This window comes from Lactonifactor sp. BIOML-A5 (assembly GCF_009677585.1).
Lineage (GTDB): Bacteria > Bacillota > Clostridia > Lachnospirales > Lachnospiraceae > Lactonifactor.
In genome coordinates this window covers 31,745-49,932 of sequence record NZ_WKYV01000025.1, presented here as the reverse complement: position 1 = coordinate 49,932, position 18,188 = coordinate 31,745, and the positions used below count along the sequence as shown (strand labels likewise).

Sequence of the window (18,188 nt, the reverse complement as noted above, 5' to 3'; positions counted from 1 at the left end):
AGCAATTGAGATACTTGGTTTTTTATACTGGGAAGTTCGCGAACCAGTCCAGAAGCCGGCGGTAGATCCGCCAGTTCTGTTTGTATAAATGCACGGGTTTTATTATATCATAAAAAGTCAGGAGCGTATACGGAGAAAAATAATATACAGGTAAAACAGAGGGATTTGGATGGAACTTGACAAATGAGCCTCTCATTGCTATTGTGAAAGTTAGAGTAAAAGGAAAGGATCAGAATTGTATGGATATTATTCAGGCATTAACGGAAGAATTGCAGGTAAAAAGATGGCAGGTCGAGGCTGCTGTGAAATTAATAGATGAAGGGAATAGCATCCCATTTATTTCCAGATACCGGAAGGAGGCTACCGGTTCCCTGAACGACGAAGTACTGAGGGACCTGTTTGAACGCTTAAACTACCTCAGAAATCTGGAGGAAAAAAAGCAGCAGGTACTGTCCAGCATTGAAGAGCAGGGGAAGCTGACCGATGAGCTGAAGGCACAGATTCTGGCGGCCCAGACCCTGGTTGTGGTAGAAGATCTATATCGTCCCTACCGGCCTAAGAGAAGAACAAGAGCTACCATTGCCAAAGAAAAAGGGCTGGAGCCGCTGGCGAATATTATTCGTCTGCAGATGACAGGCCAGCCTGTAGAGAAAGAGGCCGAAGCCTTTGTGTCTGAAGAAAAAGAAGTCCGGACCGTGGAAGAGGCTATTGCAGGGGCCAGGGACATTATTGCAGAGTATATCTCCGATGAGGCCGATTACCGAATGCGTATCCGGGATATGACCTTCAAAAACGGAAGGATTCTCTCTGCTGCCAAGGATGAAAAAGAGCAGTCTGTATATGAAATGTATTATAATTTTGAAGAACCTGTAGCGAAGGTAGCTGGCCACAGAACTCTGGCGCTGAACCGGGGGGAAAAGGAAAAAATTCTCACAGTGAAGATTGCAGCCCCTGAGGAGGATATTCTTCGCTATCTGAAAAAACAGGTGATAACCAGAGATAATCCGCATACGGCTCCGGTTCTTGAGGAGGCCGTGGAAGACAGCTATAAACGGCTGATTGCCCCGGCCATTGAGCGGGAGATACGCAACGATATGACGGAAAAGGCAGAGGACGGGGCCATTAAGGTGTTTGGGAAGAACCTGGAACAGCTTCTCATGCAGCCTCCTATTGCCGGGCAGGTAGTACTGGGGTGGGATCCCGCCTTTCGTACCGGATGTAAGCTTGCGGTTGTAGATGCCACCGGGAAAGTACTGGATACTGCGGTTATCTACCCCACGGCGCCTACCTCGGAGGCGAAGATCGCAGCAGCTAAAGAAACCTTGAAAAAAATGATTAAAAGCTACCATATTACTCTGATTTCTGTGGGCAACGGCACAGCTTCCAGGGAGTCCGAGCAGATTATTGTTGAGCTCTTAAAGGAAATACCGGAAAAGGTACAGTATATTATCACCAATGAGGCCGGTGCCTCTGTGTATTCGGCCAGCAAATTGGCCACTGAGGAATTTCCCAATTTTGATGTGGGACAAAGAAGTGCCGCATCTATTGCCAGACGGTTGCAGGATCCCCTGGCCGAGCTGGTTAAGATCGATCCCAAATCCATCGGTGTAGGCCAGTATCAGCATGATATGAACCAGAAGAAGTTAGGGGAAGCCTTAACGGGTGTGGTGGAAGACTGTGTAAATAAGGTGGGTGTGGATCTAAATACAGCCTCCGCGTCCCTGCTGGAATACATCTCCGGCATTACGAAAACCATTGCGAAGAATATTGTAAGCTACCGGGAGGAAAACGGACGCTTCCAGAGCCGCAGAGAACTTCTGAAGGTAGGCAAACTGGGACCCAAAGCATTTGAACAGTGCGCAGGATTTATGAGAATTCTAGAGGGAAAAGAACCTCTGGATGCCACCAGCGTGCATCCGGAGAGCTATGAGGCCGCGAAAAAGCTGCTGGAACGGCAGGGATATACCACCAAGGATGTGGCGGGCAGAAAACTGGCCGGCCTGTCCAAAGGCATCCGGGACTATAAAAAGCTGTCCCAGGAACTGGGTGTGGGCGAGATTACGCTCCGGGATATTGTGAAGGAACTGGAAAAACCAGGCCGGGATCCCAGAGACGAGATGCCGAAACCTATCTTAAGAACAGACGTTATGGATTTGAAAGACTTAAAAGAGGGCATGATATTAAAGGGAACAGTGCGCAATGTAATTGACTTCGGCGCATTTGTGGATATTGGTGTGCATCAGGACGGACTGGTCCACATTTCTCAGCTGACAGACAGAAAATTTGTCAAGCATCCCCTGGAGGTAGTCAGTGTGGGGGATGTAGTGGAAGTAAAGGTCTTAAGTGTGGATCTGCAGAAAAAAAGAATTGCGCTGACAATGAAAGGGATTTCTTAGGGGGAGATGACAGGAAGGAGAGAGCAGAAGCTATGATAAAAGAAAGGATTCAGGCACTTAGGAGTCTTATGCTGAAACGGGGCATAGACTGTTACCTTGTGCCCACCGCAGATTACCATCAGTCTGAGTATGTTGGGGAATACTTTAAACTCCGCGCATTTCTGTCAGGCTTTACCGGGTCAGCGGGAACCCTGGTGGTAACCAGAAAAGAGGCAGCTCTCTGGACAGACGGAAGATACTTTGTTCAGGCAGCCAAGGAGCTGGAGGGGAGCGGGATCCTTCTCATGAAGATGGGGGAGGAGGGCGTACCTACCACAGAGGAATATATTGAAAAGAATATTCCTAAAGACGGATGCCTTGGCTTTGACGGACGGACAGTAAGTGCTGCTTTAGGCAAGAAAATGGAACAGTGCATAAAAAGCAAGCATGGAATAATCGCCTGGGAGGAGGATCTGGGAGACACTGTATGGGCGGATCGCCCGAGGCTGTCCTGTGAGCCTATATATCGTCTGGAGGAATGCTATGCCGGCAAATCCAGGAAGGGAAAAATAGAAGAGCTCAGAATGGAGATGGAACAGAGAGGCGCCGCTGTCCATATCCTGGCCAGCCTGGATGATATTGCCTGGCTGCTGAATCTGAGGGGGAACGATATTGTGTACAACCCAGTCTTTTTATCCTATGCGGCAGTTACAAAGGATAAGTTTGTACTGTTTGTCCAGAGGGAAGCAGTGGAGGAAAGCCTCCGCCGGGAGTTGGAGGAAGACGGAATCACCTGTCAGAGCTATTTCTCTGTCTATCAATATGCGGACAGGCTTGCAGCCAAAGAGGCTATTCTTCTGGATGAGGAGACTGTGAACTATGCCATTTATCAGGCGGTAACCGGGCGTTTCTGCAGGATTATAGATGACAGAAATCCAACCGCGTTGAAAAAGGCAGTAAAGAATGAGACTGAGATCAGAAATCTTAAGACTGCTCATATCAAAGATGCAGTAGCCCTATGCCGTTTCCTGTACTGGCTCTCTGAGAGGGTGGGAAAAGAAAGAATTACGGAATTAGACGCAGCTGCCTATATAGAGAAGCTGCGGAGGGAAGATCCAGACTGTCTGGGATTGAGCTTCTCCACCATAGCCGCCTATGGAGCGAATGCAGCAATGTGCCACTACAGTCCCACAGAGGAGTCAGACACAGAGATACGGCCGGAGGGCTTTTTTCTGCTGGATTCCGGCGGCCAATACTGGCAGGGAACCACTGATATTACCAGAACAGTGGCTGTGGGACCTTTGACCAGGGAACAAAAAAAACATTTTACCCTTGTTCTGAAAGGGAATATCCGCCTGGCAAAAGCCAGATTCCGCTATGGATGCTGCGGTGCGAATCTGGATTATCTGGCCAGAGGACCTCTTTGGGAGTGTGGACTTGATTATAATCATGGGACAGGTCACGGAGTTGGATATCTTCTAAACGTTCATGAGGGGCCTAATTCAATCCGGTGGAAGGTTTCTTCTGTCCCTGGAGAAAACGCTGTGCTGGAGGAGGGGATGCTCACCTCTGATGAACCAGGATTCTATGCAGAAGGGAAGTATGGGATCCGGACCGAGAATCTGCTTTTGTGCAGAAAAGCTGAGAAAACCGAGTACGGCCAGTTTATGGAATTTGAGCCTGTGACTTTGGTGCCCATTGATACGACTGCCGTGATCCCTGAGATGATGCGGGAAAAAGAGATTCAGTGGCTGAATGAATATCATGAGAGGGTGTACCAGACCATCGGGCCGCTGCTGCTTGAAAAAGAGCGGGAGTGGCTCCGAAAGGCGACGCTGCCATTAAAAAAGGAAGTATAAAAATAATGCTTGTTTTATAAGGTCGGTTGTTATAGACTTAAATTAGGTCTATAACAACCGACCTTATATGATTTAAAAGATAGAGGAGGAAATTGCATGGAATATTACAAACTCTGTGACAGCGATTACCGTTTTATGATGGTTGTGTGGGAACATGCGCCGGTGGGATCCGGGAGACTGGTGCAGCTGTGCCGCGAAACTCTGGGATGGAAAAAGTCAACCACTTACACTTCAATCAGGAAGCTCTGTGAAAAGGGGTACATACAGAATGTGGATGCTGTGGTCTCTGTCCTGATTCCCAGAGAAAAAGTGCAGGCAAAGGAGAGCGATTATTTTGTAGAGCGTACGTTTAACGGCTCGCTCCCATCCTTTCTCACCGCATTTCTGGGAGACAAAAAGATATCGGAACAGGAGGCGGAAGAGCTAAAGAAGTTGATTGATTCCCACAGGGAGGTGTAACGTATGGCAGAAAGATTATTTTTCAGGATCCTGGATCTGGGTGCCATGGGGGGATGCGTGATTCTGGCTGTGCTTGTGATCCGGTGTTTCCTAAGAAAGGCGCCCAAGATTTATTCCTACTGTCTTTGGAGTGCGGCGGCCTTCCGGCTGATCTGCCCGGTATCCTTGTCTTCCTGGCTGAGTCTTTTTAATCTCTCAGTCTTTGAACAGGGGGAGAGCTTGAATGACAGCGGGCTTATCACCAGGATTCCTCAGAATGCAGCGGCAAGAGGTACAGCGGAGGTTGTGCGTGGGGTGGACAATCTTACCGGAACGGGCAGCACCGCCGGGGATGTGTTACGAGTGCGGGGAAACCTGTCTCTGGGACAGATTGGTTCCGGAATATGGATAGCAGGGGTAGTGCTGCTTTTGCTCTATGGGGGGATCGCATATTTCAGAGTACAGAAGAAGATATCCAGAGCTGTCCTTATGCGGGAGAATATTTACGAGTGTGATGAGATTGCCTCGCCCTTTGTCATGGGGCTGATGTCTCCTAAAATCTATGTTCCCTTTCGGCTTCCCGAGGAGCAGATGGAGGTTATTCTGCTCCACGAACAGTATCATATCAGGCGAAGGGATTATCTGGTTAAATTATTTGCATTTGTTCTTCTGGCAGTTTACTGGTTTCATCCACTGGTCTGGGCCGCCTATTACTGTATGGAGAGGGATATGGAGATGAGCTGTGACGAATGGGTGATCAGGCATCTGGGAGAGAATGCCAAAGCAGACTACAGTATGGCTTTGCTGTGCTTTGCCGCAGGGCGAAGGTTCTCTGTGCCTCGGCCACTATCCTTTGGGGAGAGCCAAACGAAAGGCAGAATAAAAAACATTCTCAGATTCCGGAGACTGGGAGTATGGAGCACAGCAGGCCTTGTATGCCTGTGCGCTGTTCTGCTGGTAATCTGCGGGACCAATGGAACAGGGAAGAAGAATTATATACAGTTTCAGAATCTGCAGCCGTCTGTATCGGAAAGTATGCCCGGGGAGTCTTCCTCATTTTCTTACCGTCTGCAGAAAAAAATCAGATCCTTTGCCCTCTATACAGAAGTGTATCATAACGGCAGTTTACAACAGAGAGAAGTGAAGGTCTGCAAAGGAGTAGGGGAGGGGGGGATTCCTTTTGGGGGAACCGGCACAACCGGTTTTTGGGTGGAGCGCAGTCCAAAGGGAGGATACAGCGCTGCACACCTGAATCTGCAGTTTTCATCGGAAGATGCAGGTTATGAGTTGGTCAGTGAATTGCCCGGGAATACCTGCAGGGGAATCAGTCTCTCTGTGCTGGAAGCTTCGAAAGAGGCAGACAAAGCCTTTCGTAAAGTATCATTTGAACCGGAGCAGGATCTGGTGCTGACAGCTGTGAATGCGTCGGAGGGCATTCTTCATGGGTACTCCTGCAAAGACTTTATGGAGAATCCCTGGGCAGTAGGTGAGAATGACCTAGCCATTCTGTACCGGATCATTTTTTCAGAGAAAGATCAGGAAGAATTAATGGCCGGTCTTGCGATCTCACGGCAGGCAAATGCACTGTTTGAGGCCAGACATCCCTATCTGGGAGATGCTTCCGCCAATGGGAAGCTGTTAGGCATTCTCTCCGGCAATGGATATATGCCCAAGGCAGTCTACACTACGGAACTGGAGACAAGTGGAAGACCCTATGTCCTTCGGGTGGTCTATGAGGACCCGCTGTCTGATGACCGTAAACTGGAGAGGACTATGATGAGAGCCTCGGCCTTGTTGCTGGCCCTGACAGATAATCTGGATGAGGTACAGTGGCAGTATCCCTTAAAAGATGCCGGGGAGGAAACTCTGATGACAAGGTACTGGGATGAAAGCAGTCTTCCTTTTTTGGAAGATGGGAGCAGCATTAAAGAGTACGGAAGCTCAGCAAAAAGGGTGCAGGAACTGCTGGAACTGCTCCAGGCAGAGGACATCTCCGTGATAGGCGGCGCAGAGGGACCGGTGACGATTTATCTGGAATAGATAACCGTGGTGATTATTTTCCAAATCTGTGTTAAGATAGGGAGGAATGCAGGAGACACGGAGGGGAATCTATGAATCGATCAATTTTAATTGTAGAGGACGACGGAGACATAAGGGAGATGCTGGAGGAAGCGCTGGCTCTGCCGGGTTATACCACATCCTCAGCTGCAGACGGGCAGGAAGCACTGGACCTTTTTTCTGAGAACGCCGGGTATGATTTGCTTGTGCTGGATCTGATGCTTCCCAGGGTAGACGGACTGACGGTACTGAAAAAAATACGGGCAGTAAGTACAGTGCCAGTACTGATCCTTTCCGCCAGAAATGAAGAATATGAAAAAGTGCTGGGCCTGGAATATGGGGCTGATGACTATATCACCAAGCCTTTTTCCGTGGTGGAACTCCAGGCAAGGGTGAAAGCTTGTCTGAGACGAAATAAAGAATATCAGGAGAAGGAGAGCAGTGACAAAGGAATTATCCGCCTGGGGGAACTGTTGATTGATACGGAAAATCTGACGGCGTCCAAAGGCGGAAGGCTGCTGAAGCTTACGGCTAAAGAGTATGAACTTCTGAAGCTGTTTGCCCTCCATCCAAGTAAAGTATACACCAAGGTACAGCTCTATCAGGAGATATGGGATGATGAATTCCTGAACGATGAGAATGTAATCAATGTGACCATTCGCCGTCTTAGAGAAAAAATAGAAGACAATCCTTCCCAGCCCCGGTACATTAAAACGGTATGGGGGATTGGGTACAAACTGGAAAGTGAGTAAGGAGAATACGTATGGCAGTTATACTTCTGATTATGGCAGCTCTGTTTTTGGGAGTTCTGTGGCTTAGGGCCCAGAGCAGATACAGAAACCAGACAGAGCAGCTTAGGACCCTCACCAGAGAGCTGGCAGAATACGGGAGCAATGCAAAGCAGGAGCAAATCCTGCTTTTTTCTGATGAAAAAGCGATCCAGGAACTTTTGATCCAAGTCAACCTGTTTTTGGAGCATCTGTCAGATCTGGAACAGATGCAGAGACAATATGAAGAGCAAAGCAGGAAGATGCTGGCGAATATCTCCCATGATCTCAAGACCCCGCTCACTGTTATCTACGGATATTCAGAGATGATACTGAGCAGTCGGGAGAACATGGAGTCGGGGACCTATGAAAAAATAGAAAAAATCCACCGAAAAACGAAGGATGTGCTGTACATGATCAATGAGTTTTTTGACCTGGCAAAGCTGGAGGCGGGGGACATTGCCCTGGAACACATCCGGCTGGATATCTGTGAAATCTGCAGAAATGAGATTATTAATTATTATGATTCGCTGAACCGGCCCGGTTTCCGGACCGACATCCAAATCCCGGAGGCTCCGCTTTATATAGAGGGGGATAAGCAGGCCCTGCAGCGAATCTTAAATAATCTGCTTCAAAATGCCATGAAGTATGGGGCCGACGGCGGCTACCTCGGTCTTTGCGTGAGAGAGAGTCACGGCTTTGTTTTGATTGAAGTTTCCGACAAAGGAAAGGGGATTGTGGAAGAGAATCAGAACCAGGTTTTTGAGCGCCTGGTTACACTGGAAGACTCCAGAAATAAAAAATATCACGGAAGCGGTCTGGGACTTACCATTACCAAACGTCTCACAGAGGCCATGATGGGCCGAATCCGTCTGGAGAGCAGACCCTTTGTGAAAACTATCTTTACAGTGGAATTTCCCCTGGAGCGGGGGGATGGGAATTGTAAGATTCCTAACAGAAAAATGTAAGGAATTTGTTATATATAGAATTTCCTGTACGTTATAATAGTCCTCAGATAAGTAAATAAGAAAAAAGAGGGAGCTGCTATGTCAGATATAATTGTATTAGAAGGTGTGACAAAACAGTATAGGGATGCAGAAGTAGTGAGCAATGTATCCATGCATGTACAGGAGGGAGAAATATACGGTTTTCTGGGTCCTAATGGAGCCGGCAAAACCACTATTATGAAGATGATTTTGAACCTGGTAAAACCTACTATGGGTAATATCCATGTCTTTCAGGAACCAGTGCAAAATCAGTCCGTCGCTTATCTCAGACAGATTGGCAGTATCATAGAGACACCAGTCTTCTACAGCAGGCTGTCTGCCTGGGAGAATATGAAGCTCCACTGTGCATATATGGGGTATTATGATCAGAAAAAAATGGAGGAGACGCTGGAGATGGTGGGGCTGTCCTCTTGCCGGAATAAAGTGGTATCGGAGTTTTCTCTGGGTATGAAGCAGCGGCTGGGGATTGCCAGGGCAATCGTTACACGCCCCCGCCTGCTTATTCTTGATGAGCCGATTAATGGTCTGGATCCTATGGGAATCCGTCAGATGAGAGAACTGCTGGTGAGCCTGCGGGACAACTGCGGCGCAACCATATTAATCTCCAGTCATATTATTACAGAGATTGAACAGATTGCGGATGAGATAGGGGTGCTTGACAAAGGACGTCTGCTCAGGGAGGTATCTATGAAGGAGATCAGAAAAGATGCCGTACAGTATATAGAGCTGGAGTTGGATGATGTGCAGAAGGCAGCTACTGTACTGGATCACAGATTCCCTGAGCTGAACTTCAGAGTGATCTCTCCGTCCGGCCTCAGAGTTTATGGGATAGAGGACCAGACGCTGATCACCAGGGCTTTGGTGCAGGAAAACATTGGAATTCTCAACATGTCATGTAAAAATGATTCCCTGGAGGATTATTTTATGGACACTGTGATAGGAGGGGGAGAACATGCTTAAATTAATGAAACTGGAATTTGCTAAAATAAAAGTAAGCAGTATTGTGAGAGCGTTTGTGATTATTGCAGCGTCTATACTGGCTTTTACTATCCTGACAGGCTCCATTATTGACGAGGGAGAGAGGATGTTTGACAATGCTTCCCAGATGCTGGCCTTCGGAGAAATTCTCTGCCGGATTTCTTATGGCATTTTCGGCGGCGTAATGCTGGGAAATGTTGTGATTGGGGAATATAAGGAGGGTACGATTCAGAACCTTTTCTCTTACCCTATATCCAGAAAGAGAATAATGGGATGCAAGCTCTGTATTGTTTTCGGATTTACCTTTATAACTATACTGCTATCTGAAATTATTTTTGGCATAGGGATGTTTCTTGCAAATCGCTGGATTACTATTGTTACAGAGCCCATCACGCTGATGCAGATAATGGGAAGGCTTTCGGGTGCAGTGTTCAGTGCCGGAGCAACTGCGGGACTTAGCATGATTCCCCTCTATTTTGGAATGCGCAGGAAGTCAGTGACGGCTACGATTGTAGCGGGGGTGGTGATCAATTGTCTGGTGAACTCTTCCTTCGGAGGGGATCAGGGGCAGTTGTCCCTGTTTTCCATCAGTATGGTTCCTGCCGGATTGTGTATCCTAGGGCTGGCCATTGCCTACGTATCCTACCGGGATATCGATAAGAGAGATGTGATATAAAAGGCTGTAATACAGCTGCGGGATATGTTAAACGGTATGTCCGGACGTGGCGATTACTGTTTACAAGAAGGTAAAAGAAGCATAATGAAAAAAGACTTTGCGTAATAACTCTGAAATCCGTTATTATGCAAGGTCTTTTTGTTAATATTATAATAAAACAGCTCATCTGCGCTCTGCCAGTCCTTTTATGGAGGATGCATATTCAGAAGGGGTCATCCCGGCAATTTTTTTAAACTGTCTGGAAAAATAATGTACAGAGGTATACCCCAGATCATCGGATATCTGTGTAAAGTTGTGATGGTTTTCCCGTATAAGCTCCTTGGCCAGTTCGATTTTGCGGCAGGAAAAATAGTAAATAACCCCGCAGTGGTTCCGCTCCCGGAAAAGTTTCTGGAGCTGGGACCTTCCGATGAGGTTTGCCTTGCAGATCTTTTCGATGGTCATATGCTCCCGGATATGTTCATCCAGGTAATTGACCACTCTCTGATAGAGCATAGATTCATTGTGCTGGGTAACAGACTTTACCGGATGGGCGTCCCCGAGGGAACTTTGCTCTCCCCGGCGTATCATCAGAAGCAGCATCTGTTCCATATAGAGTTTGATCAACTGTTCGGCCCCGAATACCGGATCCTCCAGACGCTGCATTTTTTCCGTATATGGGTTGTCAAAGGGCGGACAGATACAATTCCTGGCTTCGGAAATGATGCTGGCCAGCAGTGTCCGTTCTGTCTCCGTAATATCCATTACCCTGTCCCTGAAAAATTCCATGCATGCGGCTTTGCAGTGAAAGGAGATCACCACCAGATTGGGTGCGGTCCGGCCGTTTGCTCTCAGGGAGTGAAACTGATTGGGTGCATGGAAAAATATCTGCCCCCGCTTTAGAATATAGGGAATTTCATCTGCCGTGATAATCACTTCTCCTTTATCTACACACACAAGCTCCCAGAAGTCATGGGACTCTCCAGGAAAATCAAAAGTATTCATATATTCAAAGTAATGAATGGTAACTATATTGTGTACAGACAGCTCTTCCCTCAGATTAAGTGCTTCGAATGGCATAAAGACCTCCCTATAGTTTTAAATATAGTATAAGTATAGTCTATCTTACTATAAAAGACAATTAAAAGGAGAACCAATCGTACAATTTTGTGAATATATCGTATAAAGCATTTTTGCGTTAAGCGTATTATACTATCTTATGCAGCGGAAGGCAGCCGGCGTCTTGGGCGGGCTTTTGTTGCGTGGTACCTATTAAATGTGATAAACTCTAGAGGATGTTCAAAAGCCGGCGCAAGACCGCAGAGTCGCTGAAGCGCACCTGTCTTGGACGTCCCGGAGCTAACAGGTATACAATAAAGGAAACAGAATCAATGGAGGTTGGAGCATATGAAAAAACCAGTATTAGTAATCATGGCAGCAGGTATGGGAAGCCGGTACGGCGGATTAAAGCAGATCGATCCGGTGGACGCCCAGGGGCATATTATCATGGACTTCTCCCTGTATGATGCCAAAAAAGCAGGATTTGACAAAGTAGTTTTTATTATAAAAAAAGAAAATGAGGCGGACTTCAGGGAAAGTATTGGGGACAGAATGGGCAAGTATATGGAGGTTTCCTATGTGTATCAGGAACTGACGAATATTCCCGGCGGATACCAGGTCCCAGAAGGAAGGGTGAAGCCTTTTGGAACCGGCCATGCAGTGCTTTCCTGTGCAGATACAGTGGATGGACCTTTTGCAGTTATCAATGCGGATGACTACTATGGACGGCATGCGTTCCAGGCTATTTTTGACTATCTCTCCACCCATGAAGATGATGATAAGTACCGTTATACCATGGTGGGATATATTCTGGAAAATACACTTACTGAGAATGGCCATGTGGCCAGGGGGGTATGTGAGACAGACGAACATGGATATTTGGTTGGGATTCGGGAACGCACCAGAATTGAAAAGAGAGACGGTCAGGCTGCTTATACAGAAGATGACGGGGCCACCTGGGTGCCGCTGCCGGAGGGAAGTACAGTATCCATGAATATGTGGGGATTTACTCAAAGTATGTTAAAAGAGTTAAAGGAACGTTTTCCAGTATTCCTGGAAAAGAATCTGAAAGAGAATCCCATGAAAGCCGAATTCTTCCTTCCATCTGTTGTGGGAGAGCTTCTGGAAGAGAAAAAAGCAACCGTTGAGGTACTGAAATCCTCTGATAAATGGTATGGAGTTACGTATAAAGAAGATAAAGAGGTAGTGGTAGAGGCTATTAAAAATATGAAAGCAAAGGGCCTTTATCCGGAGAAGCTTTGGGAGGAGTAGACGTGGATCAGGAGATTATGCAAGAGGTAATACAACATTTCCGCTTTCCGGAACATCTGAAAGAGGAGATACCCTATGGCAGCGGGCACATCAATGATACGTTCCGCCTTACCTTTGAGGGGGAGACAGGGAAACCCAGAAGGTTTATCCTGCAGAGGATGAATAAAGATATTTTTCTGAGGCCGGTAGAGCTGATGGAGAATATTGTTGGAGTGACAACCTGGCTGCGGGGGAAGATTATTGCCAATGGGGGGGATCCCGAGAGAGAGACACTGAACCTTGTACCGGCAGCAGACGGAAACTGTTATTACAGAGATTCCGCAGGAGATTACTGGCGGGCGTATCTTTTTATCGAAGATGCGGTCTGCTATAACCAGGTGGAGAAGCCGGAAGACTTTTATGAGAGTGCCCTGGCGTTCGGCCATTTTCAGAGGCTTCTTGCGGATTATCCTGCCAAGACCCTGCATGAGACAATCAAAGATTTCCATAATACAGAGGAGCGTTTTTTAACACTTCAGAAGGCAATCCGGGAAGATGTGTGCAAAAGAGCAGATAAAGTGAAAGATGAGATTGCATTTGCACTGTCCAGGGAAAGCCTTGCTCACACGCTGTGCAGAATGCAGAAAAGCAGGGAGCTCCCCCTGCGTGTTACCCATAACGATACAAAACTGAATAACATTATGATGGACAACGCTACAGGAAAAGGAATCTGTGTGATTGATCTGGATACTGTTATGCCGGGACTGGCAGTGAATGATTTTGGGGATTCTATCCGTTTTGGTGCCAGCACTGGTGCAGAGGACGAGCGGGATCTCTCGAAAATTTGGTGCAGTCTGGAGCTTTTTGAGGCTTACACCAAAGGGTTCCTGGAAGGGTGCGGAGGGAGTCTCACTCAGGAGGAGATATGCATGCTGCCGGATGGTGCTATTACCATGACTTATGAATGCGGCATCCGGTTTCTGACAGATTATCTGTCCGGGGATACGTACTTTAAGACGCACAGAGAGGGACAAAATCTGGACCGCTGCAGGACGCAGTTTAAACTGGTGGCAGATATGGAACAGAAAAAGCAGCAGATGTACGAGATTATAGCAAACTATGCAAAAATAAAAACAGTATAAATGTTTTAAAACAAATTTAATAAAATAAATATTCGGATTCAGTTGTTATTCTTACCTATCCGTGATAGAATGAGTAAGAAATTAAGAGACAATCTATAAAACTGCAGATGAAGGAGGAGTTTATTATGGCAATATTAGTAACCGGCGGTGCAGGCTATATCGGAAGTCATACTTGCGTAGAGCTGTTGAATCAGGGGTACGAAGTAGTTGTGATGGATAATCTTTATAATTCCAGTGCAAAAGCTCTTGACAGAGTGGAGCAAATCACAGGAAAAAAAGTTAAATTTTATGAAGGCGATTTGCTGAACCGCCCGGATATTGAAGCAGTTTTTGACAGTGAATCAATTGATTCTGTCATCCATTTTGCAGGACTAAAAGCGGTGGGAGAATCCGTGTCCAAGCCTCTGGAATATTATCACAATAATATTACTGGAACCCTGCTGCTGTGCGATGTAATGAGAAACCACGGCTGTAAGAATATTGTCTTCAGCTCCTCCGCTACTGTATACGGCGATCCTGCATTTGTTCCCATAACAGAAGAGTGCCCCAAGGGTAAGATCACCAATCCATACGGGCAGACCAAAGGAATGCTGGAACAAATTCTCACGGACCTGCATGTAGGCGATCCGGAATGGAATGTAATTCTGCTCCGGTATTTTAATCCGATCGGGGCCCATGAAAGCGGCCTTATCGGTGAAGATCCCAAGGGAATTCCCAACAACCTGGTACCTTACATTGCTCAGGTGGCTGTGGGCAAACTGGAATGTCTGGGTGTCTTCGGAGATGACTATCCCACACCGGACGGAACAGGGGTAAGAGACTATATTCATGTGGTTGATCTGGCAGCAGGCCATGTAAAGGCAATCCAGAAGCTGGAAACTGCTAAAGGAGTCATGATATACAATCTGGGAACCGGAATCGGGTACAGCGTACTGGATGTGGTGAAGGCTTATGAAAAAGCCTGCGGTAAGAAAATACCGTATCAGATTAAGCCAAGGCGTGCCGGCGATATTCCTACCTGCTATGCAGACGCCGCAAAAGCCAAAGAAGAACTGGGCTGGGAGGCCAAGAGAGGAATCGAAGAAATGTGCCGGGATTCCTGGAAATGGCAGTCAATGAATCCTGACGGATACAGATAAAAAGAAACTATAAGACGCCTGGGCAGAAGGTAAACTTCTGTTCCCCGGCGTCTTTTGCATATCCGGCAAAGAATATTACGGTTTCTGCTCCTTTCTGTCCACAGACGCCTCAACAAACCCGCGGAATAAGGGATGGGGCCTGTTGGGCCGGGATTTCAGTTCCGGATGAGCCTGGGTCCCGAGAAAGAAGGGGTGATCTTTCAGCTCTATCATCTCGACAATTCTGCCGTCCGGGGAGATACCGGAGAGGGTCATCCCGTATTTGGTCAATTCGCTCCGGTAATCGTTATTCACCTCATAGCGGTGGCGGTGGCGTTCATATATGGTTTCTTCCCCGTAAAGCTCAAAGGCTTTTGAGGATTTGTCCAGGACACAGGGATAAGCCCCCAGACGGAGTGTACCGCCGATGTCCTCAATCCCATTCTGATCCGGCATTAAGTCTATGACAGGATGTACTGTATTGGGATCCAGTTCTATGCTGTGTGCGTCTGAATAGCCCGCCACATTGCGGGCATATTCCACGATGGACAGCTGCATGCCCAGGCAGAGGCCCAGAAACGGTACCTTGTGTTCTCTGGCATAGCGGATTGCCGTGATTTTGCCCTCAACACCCCGGTCTCCAAAGCCCCCGGGAACCAGGATTCCGTCCGCTTCGGATAGAAAGGCTTCTGCATTTTCGGGCGTAATTTCCTCGGAATCCACCCATTTCAGATTTATGGTGGCGTGACTGGCGATTCCTCCATGCTTGAGGGCTTCTACCACACTGAGGTAGGCATCGTGGAGCTGGATGTATTTTCCCACCAGGGCGATGGTGACTTCCTTGGTGGGATGGCGCAGAGCCTCAACCATTCCTTTCCAGTCAGCGAGATCCGGCTGGGGACACTCCAGATTGAGGCACTCGCAGGCCACCTGCGCCAGATTTTCTCTTTCCATGGCAAGGGGAGCTTCGTATAGGTATTCTACATCCAGATTTTGCAGGACATGACTGCTTGGAACGTTGCAGAACAGGGCAATTTTATCTTTAATTCCCTGGTCCAGCGGACGTTCGGAGCGGCAGACGATAATGTCAGGGCGGATTCCCATACCCTGAAGCTCTTTAACACTGGCCTGCGTGGGTTTCGTTTTCATCTCGCCGGAAGCCTTCAGATACGGAATCAGAGTGACGTGGATTAGGATGGCATTCTCCCGCCCCACATCGTGCTGAAACTGCCGGATTGCCTCCAGAAAAGGCTGGCTTTCAATGTCCCCCACCGTGCCGCCCACTTCAATGATAGCAATTCTGGTCTCTTCAGAGGTATAATTGCGGTAAAACCTGCTTTTGATTTCATTGGTAATGTGGGGAATTACCTGGACCGTGCCGCCCCCGAAATCCCCCCGGCGTTCTTTCTGCAGGACGGACCAATAGATCTTACCTGTTGTCACGTTGGAATTTTTATCCAGACTCTCGTCAATAAAACGTTCGTAGTGGCCCAGATCCAAATCAGTCTCCGCACCGTCATCGGTGACAAAAACCTCCCCGTGCTGCATGGGATTCATAGTTCCCGGATCCATATTAATGTAAGGATCAAATTTCTGCATGGTGACTTTGTAGCCCCGGGCTTTCAGCAGACGTCCCAGAGATGCTGCAGTGATTCCTTTTCCCAGACCGGATACTACCCCGCCGGTTACAAATACGTACTTTACTGGCATGATTTCCCTCCTTTGGAAGACGGCCCCTTTGGGGCTTTCAATCAGAGAAGTCCCGGCAGCTGAAAAGCCTGTCATGCTGCCCTCGCAGATGAACGGCTGTTTCAGCAAATTGCCGGGACTCCATTGTCCTAGTGAATGCTTTTAAATTTTAAAATAACGGAAAAAATTATACAACACATGTGCAGGAAAAAACAAGTGCTTTTGGTAAAAAAATTAAAGTCAGACAATTACCAAAACGCTGCTGCTTTCTGGTAGTTTTAGTGGTAGATCCGTTTGTTCTCGTATTTTGCCTCTGAAGTCAGCTGCACAGACAGCTTTTTAAATTCTTTTAAATCTACATCCGACAACATAACGGAAGTATGGGCCTGGCAGTCCTTTAACTTTGGAAGCTGCTCTAATGCCAGCTCTGCATTGGAATCAGTCGCCGCACTGATGGACAGGGCGATAAGGACTTCGTCGGTATGAAGGCGGGGGTTCCGGCTTCCCAGATATTTTGTCTTAAGCTTTTGAATGGGTTCTATGGCAGCAGGGGAAATCACGTGAACCTTATGATCAATGCCGGCCAGTTCTTTTAGCACATTCAGCAGAAGAGCAGCGGAAGCCCCCAGAAGATTAGAAGTCTTACCAGTGATGATGCGTCCGTCGGCCAGCTCCAGGGCGGCAGCAGGTGCACCAGTTTCCTTTGCGTGTTCCACGGCCACAGCCACCACTTTTCTGTCATCCGTGGTAATATGGGCCTGTTTCATAAGAAGCTCGATTTTAAAGGCTTCTTCTTCCAGACGGGTGCCGTCAGCCAGACCGTTCAAAGCCTGATAATAGCGCCGGATAATTTCCTGGCAGGAGGCTTCCCTGCAGACCTCATCGTCGGAAATGCAGTTTCCGGCCATATTGACGCCCATGTCCGTGGGGGACTTGTAGGGACTGGAACCGTAAATTTTTTCAAATATGGCGTTGAGTACAGGAAAAATTTCTACATCCCTGTTATAATTAACGGCTGTTTTATTGTAAGCTTCCAGATGGAAGGGATCAATCATATTGACGTCATTGAGATCCGCAGTTGCAGCCTCATAGGCCATATTCACAGGATGCTTCAGAGGAATGTTCCAGATGGGAAAGGTCTCAAACTTGGCGTATCCTGCATGGATGCCCCGTTTGTGCTCGTGATAGAGCTGGGACAGGCAGGTCGCCATCTTACCGCTTCCCGGACCTGGGGCAGTGATGACTACCAGAGGACGGGTAGTCTCGATATATTCATTTTTGCCGTACCCGTCGTCACTTACGATTAACGGTATATTACTTGGATAGCCCTCAATAGAATAGTGGATATATACCCGAATACCCAGCTTCTCCAGACGCATCTTGAAGAGATTGGCGCTGTTCTGCCCCTGATACTGGGTGATTACAACGCTGCCCACATACAGGCCTTTTTCTTTGAAGGCATCCATCAGGCGCAGCACATCGGAATCATAGGTAATTCCTAAATCCCCCCTGATTTTATTTTTCTCAATATCCCCGGCGCTTATCACAATCACCAGTTCCGCCTGGTCTGAGAGCTGCATCAGCAGGCGGAGCTTGCTGTCAGGTGCAAAACCGGGAAGGACTCTGGCGGCATGATAGTCATCAAAAAGCTTTCCGCCGAATTCCAGATATAATTTGTTGTCAAACTGATTAATTCTTTCACGGATATGTGCAGACTGCATATCCAGGTATTTTTGGTTATCAAATCCAATTTTCATTTGCTTTTTTAACCTCTGTCTCCCTAAGATATTAT

The 18,188-nt window shown here is 47.5% G+C and carries 14 protein-coding genes and 1 riboswitch; of the genes, 11 read left to right on the top strand and 3 right to left on the bottom strand.

Annotated features, from left to right (window positions below):
* Positions 1 to 8: 8 nt before the first annotated feature.
* Positions 9 to 53, bottom strand: a riboswitch (PreQ1 riboswitch).
* A gap of 186 nt (positions 54 to 239) precedes the next feature.
* The 8 genes from GKG41_RS17740 to GKG41_RS17705 all read left to right on the top strand — a co-directional run bounded on the left by GKG41_RS17740 (position 240) and on the right by GKG41_RS17705 (position 10,158).
* Positions 240 to 2,396 (top strand): Tex family protein, encoded by a 2,157-nt coding sequence (locus GKG41_RS17740; protein ID WP_154261096.1) that lies wholly within the window; start codon positions 240 to 242, stop codon positions 2,394 to 2,396.
* A gap of 32 nt (positions 2,397 to 2,428) precedes the next feature.
* A complete protein-coding gene (locus GKG41_RS17735) occupies positions 2,429 to 4,234 on the top strand; it encodes an aminopeptidase P family protein (protein WP_154261094.1) in 1,806 nt (601 codons plus the stop codon).
* Between the two features lie 96 nt (positions 4,235 to 4,330).
* Complete coding sequence (locus tag GKG41_RS17730) at positions 4,331 to 4,693, top strand: BlaI/MecI/CopY family transcriptional regulator (protein ID WP_154261092.1); 363 nt, start codon at positions 4,331 to 4,333, stop codon at positions 4,691 to 4,693.
* Positions 4,694 to 4,696: 3 nt separating this feature from the next.
* The gene (locus GKG41_RS17725) at positions 4,697 to 6,712 is read left to right on the top strand and encodes a M56 family metallopeptidase (protein ID WP_154261090.1); all 2,016 of its coding nucleotides are present in this window, start codon (positions 4,697 to 4,699) and stop codon (positions 6,710 to 6,712) included.
* 71 nt (positions 6,713 to 6,783) lie between these two features.
* A complete protein-coding gene (locus GKG41_RS17720; RefSeq protein ID WP_154261088.1) occupies positions 6,784 to 7,482 on the top strand; it encodes a response regulator transcription factor in 699 nt (232 codons plus the stop codon).
* Between the two features lie 11 nt (positions 7,483 to 7,493).
* Positions 7,494 to 8,465 (top strand): sensor histidine kinase, encoded by a 972-nt coding sequence (locus GKG41_RS17715; protein ID WP_154261086.1) that lies wholly within the window; start codon positions 7,494 to 7,496, stop codon positions 8,463 to 8,465.
* Positions 8,466 to 8,543: 78 nt separating this feature from the next.
* On the top strand, positions 8,544 to 9,464 hold the full coding sequence (locus GKG41_RS17710) for an ABC transporter ATP-binding protein (RefSeq protein WP_154261084.1): 921 nt from the start codon (positions 8,544 to 8,546) through the stop codon (positions 9,462 to 9,464).
* Positions 9,457 to 10,158: an ABC transporter permease gene (locus tag GKG41_RS17705; protein ID WP_154261082.1), complete on the top strand. Its 702-nt coding sequence runs from the start codon at positions 9,457 to 9,459 to the stop codon at positions 10,156 to 10,158. The genes GKG41_RS17710 and GKG41_RS17705 overlap by 8 nt, the downstream gene beginning before the upstream one ends.
* Before the next feature lie 162 nt (positions 10,159 to 10,320).
* Here GKG41_RS17705 and GKG41_RS17700 read toward each other — a convergent pair whose 3' ends face one another.
* Entirely contained in the window at positions 10,321 to 11,217 is an 897-nt protein-coding gene (locus GKG41_RS17700; protein WP_154261080.1) for an AraC family transcriptional regulator, read from the bottom strand.
* A 327-nt stretch (positions 11,218 to 11,544) separates the two neighbouring features.
* Here GKG41_RS17700 and GKG41_RS17695 point away from each other — a divergent pair, with 327 nt between their 5' ends.
* The 3 genes from GKG41_RS17695 (at position 11,545) to galE (ending at position 14,728) form a co-directional block, all read left to right on the top strand.
* Positions 11,545 to 12,468 carry a sugar phosphate nucleotidyltransferase gene (locus GKG41_RS17695; protein ID WP_154261078.1) on the top strand — a complete coding sequence of 308 codons (924 nt, stop codon included), beginning with the start codon at positions 11,545 to 11,547 and terminating at the stop codon, positions 12,466 to 12,468.
* Between the two features lie 17 nt (positions 12,469 to 12,485).
* Positions 12,486 to 13,589, top strand: a complete 1,104-nt coding sequence (locus GKG41_RS17690; RefSeq protein ID WP_154261132.1) for an aminoglycoside phosphotransferase family protein — start codon at positions 12,486 to 12,488, stop codon at positions 13,587 to 13,589.
* 125 nt (positions 13,590 to 13,714) lie between these two features.
* On the top strand, positions 13,715 to 14,728 hold the full coding sequence (gene galE, locus GKG41_RS17685) for a UDP-glucose 4-epimerase GalE (protein ID WP_154261076.1): 1,014 nt from the start codon (positions 13,715 to 13,717) through the stop codon (positions 14,726 to 14,728).
* A gap of 75 nt (positions 14,729 to 14,803) precedes the next feature.
* Here galE and GKG41_RS17680 read toward each other — a convergent pair whose 3' ends face one another.
* Both GKG41_RS17680 and GKG41_RS17675 read right to left on the bottom strand, forming a co-directional pair.
* Entirely contained in the window at positions 14,804 to 16,417 is a 1,614-nt protein-coding gene (locus GKG41_RS17680; protein WP_154261074.1) for a CTP synthase, read from the bottom strand.
* Between the two features lie 257 nt (positions 16,418 to 16,674).
* A complete protein-coding gene (locus GKG41_RS17675; RefSeq protein ID WP_072854053.1) occupies positions 16,675 to 18,153 on the bottom strand; it encodes a DUF1846 domain-containing protein in 1,479 nt (492 codons plus the stop codon).
* Positions 18,154 to 18,188 lie beyond the last annotated feature (35 nt).

Bases quoted from the DNA above. Each gene is read 5' to 3' on its own strand.
- GKG41_RS17705 (WP_154261082.1), top strand. From the start codon at position 9,457: ATGCTTAAATTAATGAAACTGGAATTTGCTAAAATAAAAGTAAGCAGT.
- GKG41_RS17730 (WP_154261092.1), top strand. From the start codon at position 4,331: ATGGAATATTACAAACTCTGTGACAGCGATTACCGTTTTATGATGGTT.
- GKG41_RS17700 (WP_154261080.1), bottom strand. From the start codon at position 11,217: ATGCCATTCGAAGCACTTAATCTGAGGGAAGAGCTGTCTGTACACAAT.
- GKG41_RS17735 (WP_154261094.1), top strand. From the start codon at position 2,429: ATGATAAAAGAAAGGATTCAGGCACTTAGGAGTCTTATGCTGAAACGG.
- GKG41_RS17695 (WP_154261078.1), top strand. From the start codon at position 11,545: ATGAAAAAACCAGTATTAGTAATCATGGCAGCAGGTATGGGAAGCCGG.
- GKG41_RS17680 (WP_154261074.1), bottom strand. From the start codon at position 16,417: ATGCCAGTAAAGTACGTATTTGTAACCGGCGGGGTAGTATCCGGTCTG.
- GKG41_RS17715 (WP_154261086.1), top strand. From the start codon at position 7,494: ATGGCAGTTATACTTCTGATTATGGCAGCTCTGTTTTTGGGAGTTCTG.
- GKG41_RS17740 (WP_154261096.1), top strand. From the start codon at position 240: ATGGATATTATTCAGGCATTAACGGAAGAATTGCAGGTAAAAAGATGG.
- GKG41_RS17675 (WP_072854053.1), bottom strand. From the start codon at position 18,153: ATGAAAATTGGATTTGATAACCAAAAATACCTGGATATGCAGTCTGCA.
- GKG41_RS17710 (WP_154261084.1), top strand. From the start codon at position 8,544: ATGTCAGATATAATTGTATTAGAAGGTGTGACAAAACAGTATAGGGAT.
- GKG41_RS17690 (WP_154261132.1), top strand. From the start codon at position 12,486: ATGCAAGAGGTAATACAACATTTCCGCTTTCCGGAACATCTGAAAGAG.
- GKG41_RS17725 (WP_154261090.1), top strand. From the start codon at position 4,697: ATGGCAGAAAGATTATTTTTCAGGATCCTGGATCTGGGTGCCATGGGG.
- galE (WP_154261076.1), top strand. From the start codon at position 13,715: ATGGCAATATTAGTAACCGGCGGTGCAGGCTATATCGGAAGTCATACT.
- GKG41_RS17720 (WP_154261088.1), top strand. From the start codon at position 6,784: ATGAATCGATCAATTTTAATTGTAGAGGACGACGGAGACATAAGGGAG.